Origin of the sequence: Desulfoferula mesophila, assembly GCF_037076455.1 — a bacterium.
GTDB classification, from domain to species: Bacteria; Desulfobacterota; Desulfarculia; order Desulfarculales; family Desulfarculaceae; genus Desulfoferula; species Desulfoferula mesophila.
In genome coordinates this window covers 1,979,296-1,993,214 of the sequence record NZ_AP028679.1, presented here as the reverse complement: position 1 = coordinate 1,993,214, position 13,919 = coordinate 1,979,296, and the positions used below count along the sequence as shown (strand labels likewise).

The 13,919-nt window shown below is 56.7% G+C and carries 12 protein-coding genes and 1 pseudogene; 2 read left to right on the top strand and 11 right to left on the bottom strand.

The window, feature by feature from the left end; translation table 11 throughout:
- Window positions 1–49 precede the first annotated feature (49 nt).
- The 6 genes from AACH32_RS08845 to AACH32_RS08820 form a co-directional block, all read right to left on the bottom strand.
- Complete coding sequence (locus tag AACH32_RS08845; protein WP_338606428.1) at window positions 50–922, bottom strand: branched-chain amino acid ABC transporter permease; 873 nt, start codon at window positions 920–922, stop codon at window positions 50–52.
- Window positions 923–1,022: 100 nt separating this feature from the next.
- Complete coding sequence (locus AACH32_RS08840) at window positions 1,023–2,285, bottom strand: ABC transporter substrate-binding protein (protein WP_338606427.1); 1,263 nt, start codon at window positions 2,283–2,285, stop codon at window positions 1,023–1,025.
- A 65-nt stretch (window positions 2,286–2,350) separates the two neighbouring features.
- The gene (locus AACH32_RS08835) at window positions 2,351–3,094 is read right to left on the bottom strand and encodes an N-acyl homoserine lactonase family protein (protein WP_338606426.1); all 744 of its coding nucleotides are present in this window, start codon (window positions 3,092–3,094) and stop codon (window positions 2,351–2,353) included.
- 18 nt (window positions 3,095–3,112) lie between these two features.
- Window positions 3,113–4,474: a phenylacetate--CoA ligase family protein gene (locus AACH32_RS08830; RefSeq protein ID WP_338606425.1), complete on the bottom strand. Its 1,362-nt coding sequence runs from the start codon at window positions 4,472–4,474 to the stop codon at window positions 3,113–3,115.
- A 260-nt stretch (window positions 4,475–4,734) separates the two neighbouring features.
- The gene (locus AACH32_RS08825) at window positions 4,735–5,415 is read right to left on the bottom strand and encodes a GntR family transcriptional regulator (RefSeq protein WP_338606424.1); all 681 of its coding nucleotides are present in this window, start codon (window positions 5,413–5,415) and stop codon (window positions 4,735–4,737) included.
- A 119-nt stretch (window positions 5,416–5,534) separates the two neighbouring features.
- Window positions 5,535–6,302 (bottom strand): enoyl-CoA hydratase/isomerase family protein, encoded by a 768-nt coding sequence (locus tag AACH32_RS08820; protein ID WP_338606423.1) that lies wholly within the window; start codon window positions 6,300–6,302, stop codon window positions 5,535–5,537.
- A gap of 635 nt (window positions 6,303–6,937) precedes the next feature.
- Here AACH32_RS08820 and AACH32_RS08815 point away from each other — a divergent pair.
- Entirely contained in the window at window positions 6,938–7,897 is a 960-nt protein-coding gene (locus tag AACH32_RS08815) for an NAD(P)H-dependent flavin oxidoreductase (protein WP_338606422.1), read from the top strand.
- 191 nt (window positions 7,898–8,088) lie between these two features.
- On the opposite strand, the pseudogene AACH32_RS08810 reads toward AACH32_RS08815, so the two are convergent.
- A pseudogene (locus AACH32_RS08810) lies at window positions 8,089–9,176 on the bottom strand (IS3 family transposase); the annotation flags it as partial.
- Between the two features lie 106 nt (window positions 9,177–9,282).
- Between AACH32_RS08810 and AACH32_RS08805 the strand changes: the two are divergent.
- Window positions 9,283–10,391 (top strand): IS3 family transposase gene (locus AACH32_RS08805; protein WP_338598789.1). Its coding sequence is split into 2 segments (ribosomal slippage): window positions 9,283–9,535 and window positions 9,535–10,391, totalling 1,110 coding nucleotides; the frame shifts between segments, so codons are not numbered across the junction.
- 175 nt (window positions 10,392–10,566) lie between these two features.
- On the opposite strand, the gene AACH32_RS08800 is transcribed toward AACH32_RS08805, so the two are convergent.
- The 4 genes from AACH32_RS08800 to AACH32_RS08785 form a co-directional block, all read right to left on the bottom strand.
- On the bottom strand, window positions 10,567–10,995 hold the full coding sequence (locus AACH32_RS08800; RefSeq protein WP_338606421.1) for a Zn-ribbon domain-containing OB-fold protein: 429 nt from the start codon (window positions 10,993–10,995) through the stop codon (window positions 10,567–10,569).
- Window positions 10,996–10,998: 3 nt separating this feature from the next.
- On the bottom strand, window positions 10,999–12,153 hold the full coding sequence (locus AACH32_RS08795; RefSeq protein ID WP_338606420.1) for a thiolase C-terminal domain-containing protein: 1,155 nt from the start codon (window positions 12,151–12,153) through the stop codon (window positions 10,999–11,001).
- Window positions 12,154–12,233: 80 nt separating this feature from the next.
- Complete coding sequence (locus tag AACH32_RS08790; protein WP_338606419.1) at window positions 12,234–13,010, bottom strand: enoyl-CoA hydratase/isomerase family protein; 777 nt, start codon at window positions 13,008–13,010, stop codon at window positions 12,234–12,236.
- A gap of 10 nt (window positions 13,011–13,020) precedes the next feature.
- Window positions 13,021–13,905 (bottom strand): 3-hydroxyacyl-CoA dehydrogenase family protein, encoded by an 885-nt coding sequence (locus AACH32_RS08785; RefSeq protein WP_338606418.1) that lies wholly within the window; start codon window positions 13,903–13,905, stop codon window positions 13,021–13,023.
- Between the last annotated feature and the right edge of the window lie 14 nt (window positions 13,906–13,919).

The window sequence follows — 13,919 nt, the reverse complement described above, 5'->3', positions numbered from 1 at the left end:
GTTTTCAAATCTATGCGGTTTAGAAGGCATAATCAATGACTTTATTCCGTTACCTTGATCTGAATAAGCCTTCCGGCTTGGTCAACAGGACCACGATCACCAAGATATAAGTGAATGCCATGGCGAAGTCGGGGAAGAAGACCACCCCGAAGGTGTTCAACTCCCCGATCAAAATGGACGCGATAAAGGCGCCCTTCAGACTGCCCACCCCCCCCACGATCACGATGGCGAAGATGGTGATGATCACCGTTTCGCCCATACCCACGCTGACCGCTTTGAGAGGGCCCGACAGGCCGCCCGCCATCCCGGCCAGGATGGCGCCTAAAATAAAGACCAGGGTAAAGAGCCTGGGTACGTTTATGCCCAGGGCGCTGAGCATTTCCTTGTTAGCGGTGCCCGCCTGGATCAACTTACCCAGTCGCGTCTTGTACAACCCGAGCCAAAGCAGATAGGCAACCACCAGGCCGCACAGGATGATGAAAATGGAGTAGATCGGCATTTCCCGATCGCCCGGGAGGGTGATGGCCCCATCCATAAGCTTGGGTATGGCAATGCTGAGAAAATCCGTGCCCGCGAAATATTTGGTGGCGTCGTCGATCATCAGAATGAAGCTGAAGGTCATCAACAACTGCAGGGCGTGCGTTCTTTCATATATCTTGCGAAGGGGGATGAACTCCAGGACCGCTCCGATGATTCCCACCGCCATTACAGAAAATACAATGGCTAGGCCGAAGGGCAGCCCGGGAATACTCTTTAGGAAGTAGTATGTGAAGTAGGCCCCCAGCATATACAGGGAGCCGTGGGCAAAGTTTGGAATATTCAGCAGACCGAAAATAATGGTAAGACCCGATGCGATCAAAAACAGCAACATGCTATAGGACAGACCGATGATCAGCTGATATATGAAGTAGGAAAATTCCATGCGTCTGTTTTATCTTCCGAATTACAGAAGCTTAATATTCGCGGGCAGGTTGCACGCCCCCAGGGAAAATCCCTGGGGGCGATTTGTCGTCGTTGGGAATTTAGGGCTTGGCCATCTTGCAGCCGGTCTGGTCCAGGGGCATGGCGAGTTCCTTGCCCGGCACCGTGAAGTAGGTCTTGGGGTCGTACACCCAGAAGGGGTACTTGGGGTCGTGATGAAATTTACCCAGCAGCACCACCTCGTCGATGCCGCTGTGATCCTCGGGACGGATCCACTTTTTGCCCTCGGGGACTTCGAATTCTAAGCCTTCCAGGGCCGCAATCACCTTGGGGGTGTCCGTGGTTCCGACCTTTTCAATGGCCAGCTTCAGGGCCAGAACCGCGGCAAAACATTCCGCTCCGGTATCGGCCGCGGGGTATCCGCCGAACTTCTTCTGGTACATGCCGATGTACTTGCGGTTGAGCTCGGAGTCCCGATAGAAGGGATAGTAGCGGGCCTCTCCCCAGAAGGGCAGCATCTCATTGCCCAATCCGATGGAGGTCGCCACGGCGGTGGTGTTGTTGACGAACACCTTGACCTTGTCGAAGAATCCGAACGGCTTGGCCTGCTTTATGAAGTTGATCAGGTCCCCGGTCCACAGGGAGGTGAACACGCCTTCGGCCTTGGATTCCAGCAGGGCGGTGATGTAAGGCTTGTAGTCCTGGCAGCCAAAGGGTGAAAAAGACTCTTTGACGTATTGCACCGGGTGCTTTTTGTCCTTCATGCCCTGCTTGAAAAACTCCCAGGATTCGTGGCCAAAGACGTAGTCGGGATTGATTCCGGCCCACTTTTTGACGTCCGGAGCGTTGGCCACCATGCAATAGGCGCTGGCTTTGGAGGCCATGCTGGTGGACTCGCCGATCCTGAACACGTATGGGCTGCAGTTGGCGCCGGTGTACTTGTCGCTCATGGAGGTGGAGATGAATATTTTCTTGAACTCGTTGGCCAGGGGCACGCAGGCCAGGCCCACGCCGCTGGAATTGGTGCCGAAGACAAATTCCACCTCGTCCTCGAGGACCAGCTTTCTGAACTTGCGCACGCCCACGCTGGGCTTCACTTGGTCGTCTTCCTGCACCAGCACCAGCTTGCGCCCCATGATCCCGCCTGACTGGTTGATGAAATCCTGAGCGATCTGCGCGGCGCGCATGGCCGGCACGCCCTGGCTGGCCATGATGCCCGAGGTTGTATTGAGCTGGCCGAACTTGATGGGCTTGTTGGCAGCCCTGAGCAGGGTGGGCACTCCGAAGGTCGCCGCCCCGGCAACCATGGCGCCGCCCCCCACCACTTTCACAAATTCTCTACGCGTGATCTGTTTCTTCACCATCTTTCCCTCCCGCGGAAATAGGAACAGGATTTTCTGGCTTGATCGTGCTCACATCTTTTACTTGCTCAGGAGATAATTTTTTGTTGCAGGATGTCAGGATCATGCAAAGCCAGTATTTTATCGGCACGGCTTCTGAGCCGTACCATGCTTTCGTAGGCATCGCGGGCGTTCAAGAGTATGCCTGGCAACAAGGTGTGGTCGTCGCCGACCATGGGGTGCCCGGCCTCAGGATAAAAATTCTCTTGGCAGGTGCACATGCCTGCGATGGCCACCGTCCCGCTGTTGGTATCCACCAAGACCGCCTGCCCGCCGGCCGCGTGTCCGGGTACCGGCAACAAGGTTAGGCCGGGCTCTATTTCATACTCGCCCTCGATGAGTTTCAGGTTGGCCCCTTCCCAAAGCTCCGGACGGTATATGCCCGCGTAGGGTACCGGGTCCATGGCGAAGTCGAGTTCTGCCTTTTGCACCAGCACTTCAGCGTTGATGCAGCGCCTCAGGTTGTAGCAATGGTCGAAATGCAAGTGGGTCTGCACCACTATGTCCACCTGCTCCGGGGTGATGCCCACTGAGGTTAAAGCCTCGTCAAAACTCTGCAGGTGGGTGATTTCCAGGTCCTTGAATCCGGGGTGGTAGTCGCGGTAGTCCTGGGACTCTATTCCGCTGTCCACTATTATGTTTTTGGACGTCCCCTTGATGAACCACACCACAAAGGGGCGGATGATGTTTTGCCCGTAGCCGGTCATATAGGTCATGTAGCCCTTTTCCGCTTGGTAGTAGCACAAGGTCAAGGGAACGATTTCAAATGACATATCTAACCGCTCGTCCTGCTATTCATAGTTCTTTTCAAACAAAGGCGTCTTGCGGGTGGACTTTTCCAGACTCCCCGAATCTACCCATTGGATTTCTGGCCTTATCTTAAGCTGATCGTGCATGGCTCCCACGATACGCCGTGCCAGACCCTCCAAGTCCGTGTCGACCACCTGGCCCGAGCGTTCCAGCTTTAGCTTGAGTGGCGGCACCACACGGGGGGGCCGGGTCTCCAGTACAATGCGCATCTCGCCAGTAACCTGCGGAGTGAAACCCTGCACCACTTGTTTGATGGCTGCGGGATAAATATTCACTCCCTTGACCACCAACATATCGTCGGCCCTGCCTATGAGCTGAGCTCGCTTGCCGGGGAAACCGCAGTGGGGACAGGGTTCGGTCCACACCTGCACGATGTCGCCGGTGGCGTACTTGAGCAGTGGGGAGGCTTGACGCCTCAGGGAGGTAATCACCATTTCTCCCACCGCGCCATTCACCACCGGCACTGGCTGTTTGGTTTCCGGGTCCACCAGGTCATCGAAGCTGGTGCACAGGTCCGGAGCGACCCAGTGCATGCCACTGTAGCTGGGCGAATCGCAGGTGATGGCGATGGCATGGCCGGCCGGGGCCCAGTAGTCGTATATGCGGCATCCATAGGCCGACTCAATGCGCTGGCGTACCTCGGGGATGCTCACCCCCACCTCGCCGGTAAGGAAAAGACCCCGGAAACCCAGCTCACCCACCTCCTTGCCCAGCACGACCGGGGCCTTGCCAATGAGGTACTCCGATAGAGACACCGTGGTGGCCATGTACTTGGGCCGGGTGATATCGGCAAAACGCAGCATAAGCTCGGAACCGGCCCGGGCGTCCACGTCGATGGGCACTCCTTTTATGCTGCGCAGTCCCCACAGGGACATGCTGGTGGCGTAGATGCCCAGGGCAAAGATGAACAACACCCGGTCGCCGTAGGCCAGGCCGTTATAGGCGAAGCGCCAGCCCAGGGCTGGGGCGATGGTCTCCACGTCCTGCTTAGTGAAGGTGTAGGTGAAGGTGGGCATGCCGGTGGTGCCTGAGGTGGTGCCCGTGAGGTAGATGTCTTTGGGGTCGGCGCACAGATGCGTGCCAAAGGGATGGCCATCGCGTTCCAGTGACTCCTGAGCGTTCAGGCGCTCTTGGTCCTTGTTCATGAAAACCGGCAGGGCCCGCAGGTCATCCAAGGTTTTGATATCGCCCGGTTCGACGCCGCAGGCGCGGAACTTTTCGCGGTAGAACTCAGAATGGTCGCGGCAATAGGTAAGCTGGGGAACCAGGCGTTGCTCCTGCAGGACGTAGATTTCTTCCGGCGATAGCGCGTCAAGGGCTGGATTGGCAAAGTAGCGTTGCAAAGGGATTGCCCTTTCATTCTAGCGGGTGACGATAATATGCGGGCTGCTCAGCGAAGTGCGGATCACGGGTGGTGTGTACTATAGTATACAATTATGTATAATTAACTGCATGTGTGAAAGTCAACCAGTTTTTAAGCAGGGTGGTCGTTTGAAACTACCCGTGAACCATCCGGTCAAAATTCTCGTTTAATAGTGATTGGCTAACGGTCTAGGGAAAGGGAGACTGCCCCTAAGCCCGCCAGCATACCCCATTGCTGATATCAGTCATGGCTGGGAAATGGTGACCAAGGCAATGGCTCTAGGTTTCCCGAAATGAGATAGGCAGCTTCCAGCACGTGGTTTTTCATGATGGAGCCTGCCAACTCCGCCTTACCCTTTTCCAAGGCCTTGATGATGGCTTCGTGGCCTGCCGCGTACTGGTGAATGTGAATGGGCAGGGTACTGCCTCGGGCCACTATGCGGTATATGCGATCACGCTGCGAGCGGGTTAGCTTAACAAGGGTCTTATTGCCCGATTTGAGGGCAAAGAAATCGTGAAACTGGCGATTGCCCTCGTAGTAGTCGGCAAAGTCCTGGTGCTCTGTGTATCGCTTTAGGGACTCATGCAAGCGGGCCAGTTGGGCCATATCCTCCGGCGAGGGAGGGAGCTTACCAAAAAGCTCCACCGCCATGCCCTCCAAGGCGGCCACCACCTCAAATATTTCGCGTACCCCTTCGGGAGAGATCTTCTTTACCACGGTGCCCACATTCTTTTGGTGCACAACGTAGCCCAACTTCTCCAACTGGAGCAGGGCCTCTCTGATGGGAGTGCGGCTTACTTTGAAGCGTTTGGCCAGGCTGGCCTCAGACAACCGTTCACCGGGATTGAGCCTGTCGGTGACGATGTCCTCGATCAATTTATTATAGATTTTTTCCCTAAGGGGGCTGCTTTTTTTAGGCATCCGACACCCTCTCCATCCTTGATCCCAAGCAGGCAGACCGCTGGCGGTAGCTTCAGACAATCATAGCAAATTCCGTCTTCCCGCCCTCTCCTGGCTATGTTGTTGTCTAATGCCTAGTCCTATTTCAGTTGCCAGCGTGGGCTACGCTTTTCGATGAAGGCCTGCTTGGCTTCCTTGGAATCCTGGGAATTCCAGACCGGAGGGGTCAACCGTTCCAGCAAGGTCATAGCCTCCTGAGGACTCATGCGTTGCCCTCGGGTGTAGAGTTCTTTGGCTGTGAAATTAGCAAGAGGGCCCATCTGGCATACACGCTCCGCCATTTCCTCCGCCGCATTTACCAACTCGGCTTGGGAAACCACCCGGTTCACCACCCCAAGGTCATAGGCCCGCTGCAGTTGCAGCGGTCTGCCGGTAAGGATCATTTCGCAGGCAATCGCCCGGGGAATATAGTCGAAGATGAAGGGCGCAAACAGGAAGGGCACGTTGACCCGGCCCTCGGGCAAGCCCAGTTTGGTGTTGTCGGCGGCCAGGCGTAGGTCGCACTCCAAGAACATGACCAGGCCACCGCCGTATACATGTCCCTGCACCGCGCCTATGATCGGCTTATACAAATCATTGGCATGAGGCAACGCCGCATCGTCACCCAAGAGCACGGAATCTCGGAAGCGCCACTCTCCCCTCTCCATCTCCTTCACGTCGGCCCCGGCGCAAAATGACTTACCCTTGCCCCCTAGGATAGCTACCCATAGATTGTCGTCATCGCGGAAATCCACCCAGGCCTGGGACAGTTCCCTGGCCATCGTCCTTCCCAAGGCGTTGAGCTTTTCGGGCTGGTTTAAGGTGATATGGGCGATATGACCTCGTTTTTCATAAATGATTTTGTCCATTGCCTGACTCCTAATTACATCTAGATCAGAGTTGAACCATAATTAGCGCACATATATTGGTTATCGTATACAATCTTACATACCAATAACAAGCTTTTTATGTTGCCGTCTCCGCTACATCCTAACGCTGAACCTTGAATTAGATAGATGATCAATTTGTCTAATTGTCTGATGAGAACCATTACATATCGCCGCGTTGTAAGGCTAGGTATTGCTGCGACGCGGGAATAAAATATATTTTTTAGGTCTTTGGCGGGAGACACTTTAGGTCACATTCCAATTCGGTCCCCTTCCATCATAATAGACTGCTGCGATCGACCAATTACAAGTCGGTGGTAGTGGGATGAGGTCGCATTGTTTATATTGAAGGCGTGTGGGATTATGATGGCGGCTACTGAGATTATGACGGTTACCGTTTTTTGCCTAACCCATTAATGCTTGGCTCCTTTATGCAACTAGAGCAAGTCGATTGGGCTATAGGTATGTCCCTCGGGCCAGAATCTGCAGGGCCGAGCCCTGATTTTTAATTTCCATCCGTACCTGGCTTTTGAGGTGCATGATGAAGTATGCTAGGCGGCGCTTGAAGTCGGCGGCTGGAATGTTTGCTTGAGATTTGGATGAAAGGAATAAACTAGATGTTTGAAACCAGGATTACAAAAATGCTAGGGATCAAGTATCCCATCCAATGCGGCACCATGATGTATCTTTCCAATGCAGAGTTCGTGGCGACGGCAGCCAACGCAGGTCTACTGGCTTGTCTTGCTTCGGCCATGTACCCAGACAAACAGTCGCTTAAAGAAGAAATCGCCAAATTGCATGACCTTACCGATCAGCCTTTCGGGGTCAACGTCTCATTGTTCCCAGGGCATTCGGCAGTCAAGGTGGACGAGGCCCTGGACATCCTGGCCGACGAAGAAGTCAAGGTTCTAGAGACCGCCGGGCGCAGCCCCGAACCCCACCGGGCCTTCATCAAGCAGGCGGGATTCACCCACATCCACAAATGCGCCCGCCTGCGCGACGCCATTAAGGCGCAAACGCTGGGGGTGGACATCGTGACAGTAGTAGGGACCGAATGTGGCGGCCATCCAAGTATGGATGAGGTGTCCACCATGGTGTTGGCCCCCCAGGTCACTGAAGCCCTTGATGTCCCGGTGATCGTTGGTGGCGGCTTTTGCGACGGCCGTACTCTAGTGGCCGGCCTAGCCTTGGGGGCCGATGCGGTACTCATGGGTACCCGCTTTTTGAACGTGGCCGAATGCCCCGCGCACCCATATATTAAGAAGCGGTTAATTGAAGCAGCTTCTGATCAAACCATGATAATTCAAAAAAGTATCGGCAGCGGGGTGAGAGTACTAGCCAATGATTGGGCTGGTCAGGTCCTTCTTATGGAGCAGAGCGGGGCCAGCCTGGAAAAGTTGATGCCATACATCAGCGGCCAGCGCACCAAGAACGCCTGGCTCACCGGCGATCCCGACGCAATTATCACTTGTGGCCAGGTAGTGGGCAGCATTAAGACCAATCCCACAATGGCCGAGTTGGTGGGCCATATCATGCAAGAGGCATCCTCGGTGATGAGGAAGTTGAATCAACTGTAGCCCAATACTAGGCAAAATAAACAACACCCCCCGTAATGATACAGAGGTGTAACCCTCCCTTAAAATAGGGCCAGTTTGAGGTAGAGACTTCTGGCAGATGAGGTGCTACCCGTTTCGGGTCCAGGTGAGATGAGAGATTCCCAGGTTTGCTTCTTTGGAGATGGAGCCCTGGGGGAGGCCACGCAGGGGGCAGGTCCCACCTGCTTGGCATAGGCCTCCGGGGTCATGTTACCCAGGGAGCTGTGTGGCCGATGTTGGTTGTAATCCAGCCGCCAGGTGTCCAGCTTGTCCTGGGCGTCCACCACCGACACAAACCAGTTTTCGTTTAAGCACTCCTCCCGAAGACGTCCGTTGAATGACTCGATAAATGGGTTGTCCGTGGGCTTGCCTGGGCGGCTGAAATCAAGCTCCACCTTGTTCCAGTACGCCCACTGATCAAGGACTTTAGAGGTGAATTCGCTCCCGTTGTCCACTTTGATGGATTTGGGGGCTCCACGTTCAGCGACCAGCTGGTTGAGCACTGCCACTACATCATCGCCCCGTAGGCTCTGACCAGCCTTCAAAGCAAGGCTCTCACGACTAAAGTTGTCCACTATCGTCAGCACCCGGAGCTGATGCCCAGAATAAAGCTGATCGGACACAAAGTCCATAGACCAGCTCTCGTTGCTCCTCTTGGGCTTTGGCTGGCTGACCACCCGGCGGGTCGCGCTCACCCGGCGCCGGGGGCGCTTGCGGCGCATGGTCAGCCCCTCCTCGGTATAAAGGCGATAAACCCGCTTGGCGTTGACCAGCCAGCCCTCCCGCCTCAGGAGCACATGCAGGCGCCGGTAGCCATAGCTGACCCGGACCGCGGCCAGGTCCCTCAGCCGCATGCGCAATTCGTCCTGCCTGTCCGCAATACTCTGGTAGCGATGGCTGGAGCGGGCAAACTTGAGCACCTGGCAGGCCCGCCGCTCACTGACCTTGAATACCTTCTCCAAATAGCCGGCCAGAGCACGCTTGCGGACAGGCTTCATAGTTTTCTTTTTATGACGTCCTGCAGCATGGCCTTGTCCAGGCTCAAGTCAGCCACCAGCTGCTTGAGCTTACGGTTTTCTTCCTCAAGCTGCTTCAGGCGCCTGATCTCCGCCACGCCCATGCCCGCGAATTTTTTCTTCCAGCGGTAAAAGGTGGCCTCGCTCACCCCCATCTTGCGCACGATCTCCGCCACCGGGGTGCCGCTGTCAGCCTGCTGCAGGGCAAAAACGATCTGGGGCTCGGTGTACCTCCTGCGCTTCATCCAGTCCTCCTGGTCAAATGAGAATTATGACGATTTTCTCATCCGATATGGACCAGAATTCGGGAAGCAGGTCACAGACTGAGGTCTGCAAGGAGGACTCTTCACGATGCGCAGGACCAGATTCAGCGAAACTCAGATCGTCAAAATTCTGAAAGAGGTGGAAGGGGGCAGGACCGCCAAGGAGGTCTGCCGGGAATACGGTGTCAGCAGCGCCACCTACTACAAATGGAAGTCCAAGTACGGGGGCATGGAGGCCTCGGACATCGTCCGGCTCAAGGAGCTTGAAGAAGAAAACAGGCGTCTAAAGCAGATGTACGCCGACTTGAGCCTTGAGAATCGGGCTCTGAAGGACGTCATCGAAAGAAAAATATAAGGCCAGCGGGTCGGCGCGATCTGGCTAAGTTCATGTGCAAAGAGCACGGTCTGAGCATTCGCCGGGCCTGCCGCGCCCTGAGGCTGAGCCGGTCGGTTTATGCCTACCGACCCAAGCCCCGCGACGATGGTCCGATCATCGAGGCGCTGACTTCGCTGGCAGACAAATATCCCAGATACGGCTTTGCCAAACTGTTTCAAGTAATTCGGCGGGATGGACATGGCTGGAATCACAAGCGGGTGTACCGAGTGTACTGCGCCCTGAAGCTAAACCTTCGCAGGAAGGGTAAGAAGCGCCTGCCTACTCGTGATCCCCAGCCGCTTGCAGTGCCGGATCTGGCCAATATCTGCTGGTCGGTGGACTTCATGAGCGATGCCCTGTATGGCGGCCAGCGATTCAGGACCTTTAATGTGGTGGATGATTTCAATCGAGAGGCCCTGGCCATAGAGGTGGACGTCAATCTCCCCGCCCAAAGGATAATCCGAGTGCTGGAGCGTATCGCTGCCTGGCGGGGCTACCCGTCCAGGCTGAGGCTGGACAACGGCCCGGAGCTGGTCAGTGTAGCTATGGCCCAATGGGCCGAGGAGCATAGTATCGATTTGGGTTTCACTCAGCCCGGCAAGCCCACCCAGAATTCATACATTGAACGCTTCAACCGGACCTATCGGGAAGAGGTGCTGGACCTTTACATATTTTCCCGTCTAAGCGAGGTGCGGGAAATCACGGATCGCTGGCTCAAGGAGTACAACGAGGAACGCCCTCATGAGTCCCTCGGCAACCTGACACCAGCCGAATACCTCGCTATAAATTCACCTGAAGTTTCTACTGTTGACTGGCACTAATCGGGGGAGGTTTACATAAGCATTCCTCCCGAAGAATTCTTTAAATGACGAGATGAATGCATTGCGCGTGGACTTGCCATGGCGGCTGGAATCAAGTTCCACCTTTTTCCAATACACCCACGCTCTCGCCAACCGGTGGGAGCGGGCCGTTTTTTATAGCTTTTGAGCCGGCGGCCTAGGCTTTTTCAAACACGTAGTTGAGGTTGCCGTTGGGCAGTTGGTTGACCTTGGTCACCATCTCCATGCCGATCTTCACCTCTTCAAAGGGCACCTCGCCGATGCGGCCGAAGACCTTGAAGTCGCCGTAGTCCAACACCGCGATGGCATAAGGCAGGTCCTCGCCAAAGCCGATGGGCGCGTACATCAGCTCGCTGAAGGTCATCAGCTTGCCCGTGCCCTGCACCTCGAACCACTCCACAGGCTCACCGGGGCAGGCGAAGCAGTCGGAGCGGGGCGGGAAAAACTTCTGGCCGCACTTGGTGCACTGGGTGCCCGCCACCTTGCCCTCTTCCAGGTAGCCGATGAAATCGTTGACCTTGGTGACCGCGGTGAAGCTCACCGTGCCGAATTTGCTGAAACGGGTGTCCATTTCCGGTTTAGGCATGCCTCACCTCCCGAAGATGGTGACGTTGCCGTACAGGCCCACGCCGCCGATGTTGTGCACCAGACCGAACTGCGGGTCCTTGACCTGCATGTCGCCCGCCTGGTCGCGAAGCTGCAAGACGATGGTGCGCACCTGGCTGCCGCCCGTGGCTCCGATGGGGTGACCCTTGCTCAGCAGGCCGCCGTCCACGTTCACCGGGATGGAGCCTTCCTTGTAGGTCTCCTTGGCCCGGATAAGCTCCGGCCCCTGGCCCGGCTCGGCAAAGCCCAGGTTCTCATAGGCCATCATCTCGGCGATGGTGAAGCAGTCGTGCACCTCGGCCACGTTGATGTCCTTGGGGCCCAGACCGGCCATGGCATAGGCCTGCTTGGCCGCTTCTTCGGCCACCGCCAGGCCGTGGAACTTGTCCCGGCAGGACATGTTGATGGGCATGGAGGCCGCGCCGATGCCCAGGATCCACACCGGCTTGGTGATGCCCATGGCCTTGGCCCGCTCTTCGCTGGCCACGATCACGCAGGAGCTGCCGTCGGCGTTGGCGCAGCAGTCAAATACCTTGAGCGGCTTGGAAACCGGATCGGCGCTGAGGCACTGCTCCAGCTCCACCCCCTTGCGGTACACCGCCTTGGCGTTGATCTGCCCGTAGGTGGCCGCCTTCACCCGGATGCGGGCCAGGTCTTCCTCGCTGGCCCCGAAGTGGTCCAGATAGGCCTTGGCGTGCATGGCGTAATAGGCGGGCATCATGGTGCCGAAGGGGCTCTCGAACTGGATATCCGCCCCGCGGCCCATGCGCTCCTGGCTCTCGGCGCTGGTTATCTCGCTCATCTTTTGAAAGCCCAGCACCATCACGCTGTCGTGCAGGCCGCTGGCCACCAGGGAATAAGCCAGCTTGAGTCCGGTGGAGGAACTGGAGCACAGGGTCTCCACGTAGAAGGTGGGCTGGGGGTTGAGGCCGCAGTACTCGGCGATGACTCCCGCCGGGGAACGCTGTTTGTCATACTCCGGGCTGGAGCAGATCACCGTGGCCCCGATGTCGCTGTTTTGGGCCCCGGCGTCGGCCATGGCCTCGGCATAGGCCTCGAAGGCCAGTTCACGGATGGAGCCGGGGTAGCCGCGCACAAAAGCCGACTGCCCCACCCCGATTACGGCAACTTTGGGCATAGTTAACTCCTAAAAGCAATACGAGGCACTATACTGGTCTCAAGCGATGGGTAACCTCTTTTAAGCGTCTTGGGCAAAAGCTACTTGCCCAGATACTTCGGCTTCCTTTTTTCGATGAAAGCCTTGGCGCCCTCCTTCATATCGTGGCTCAAGCTGAGTCCGGCCCACAGGTCGGATTCCACTTCCAGCCCTTGTTGTAGAGGCAGGTCACGGTTGCGATTTATGGCCTTTTTAGCGGCAGCCACTCCCAAAGGACCTCGCCTGGCAATCTTGTGGGCCAACTCAAGGGCGGCGTCCATGACCTGACCGCTCTCGGTCACCTTTTCCACGAGACCGTACTGCAAGGCCTGTTCGGAGCTGATAGTTTCCCCGGAGTAGACCATTTCCTTGAAACGCCCCAGTCCCAAGAAGTACTGGGACCGGACGGTTCCCCCATTACCCGGAAAAATGGAGAGCTTCACCTCGGGAAAACCGAACTGAGCATCGCGAGAGGCGTAGCGCACATCGCAGCACAGGGCCAGCTCCAGGCCTCCGCCAAAGCAGAAACCGTGGATGGCCGCGATTACCGGCCAGTGAAAGCTCTCCACCACTTCGTAGACCTTGTGGCTGCGCATCAACCGGCGCTTGGCGCTCTCGGGCTCCAGGTCTACGAAGGCCTTTATGTCCGCCCCGGCCACAAAGGCCTTTTCGCCACCGCCGGTGAGGACCACCGCGCGCATTTGATCCCTGATGCGGTCCAACTCCAGAAAGGCTTCCTCAATGGCCAGCTTGGTGGGAACGTCCAGGGCGTTCAGGGGCGGGTTATTGATGGTGACGATGGCTACTTGATCCGTGATTTCGTACTGGGCTAGGGCCATTGTCTCAACCTCAATCTTCCGCCGGGCCCAGCATCTTGCCGTCCTCGCTGTAGCGGTACCAACCGGTGCCCGTTTTGCGGCCCAACTGTCCGGCTTTCACCTTGCGGCGCAGTATCATAGGCGGATGCCAACGGGGCTCTTTGGTCTCCTGGTAGATGGACGACAAGGCGCCCAGGGTCACGTCAAGGCCCACGATGTCTCCGGTCTCGAAGATTCCCATGCGTCTACCCAAAGCCAGCTTCACGCCTTTGTCGATATCGGTCACCGAGGCCACGCCTTCTTCCACCACGCGCATGGCCTCGATGCTGGAGGGTAGGTTTATGCGGTTGATAACAAAGCCCGGGCAGTCGCGCATGACCATTATGGGATCCTTGCCGATATGCAGCACAAACTCGCGGCCCGCATCCAATACCTCTGGGGAGGTACATTTGCCCTTGATCACTTCCACCGCGGCCATTAGGGGAACCGGGTTGAAAAAGTGCAGCCCCAGAACCCTCTCCGGGTGCTCCACAAAGGCGGCCAGGTCGGTGATTGGTATCGCGCTGGTGTTGCTGGCTACCAAGGCGTCGGGTGAGGCCACCCGGCTTATTTGCTCCAGGACCTCGCGCTTTACCTCGATATCCTCGAACACCACCTCGATGATCATATCGGCTTCGGCCGCTTGCTCGACGCTAGGGCTGAAGCCGATGCGCGACATTACCTGGTCTAGAGATTCCGCGACCTTACCTTTTTGAATGAACTTGCCCACAGACCAGGCGATCTGTTTTTCGGCCTCCGTCAGAGCCTTTTCGGCCGCGTCGCAGAGCACCACCGACAAACCGCTTTGGGCGCAAACCTGGGCGATGCCGCGCCCCATGGTGCCGCCCCCCAGGATGAATATCTTGCTGATGTGCATTTTCCGCTCCTATG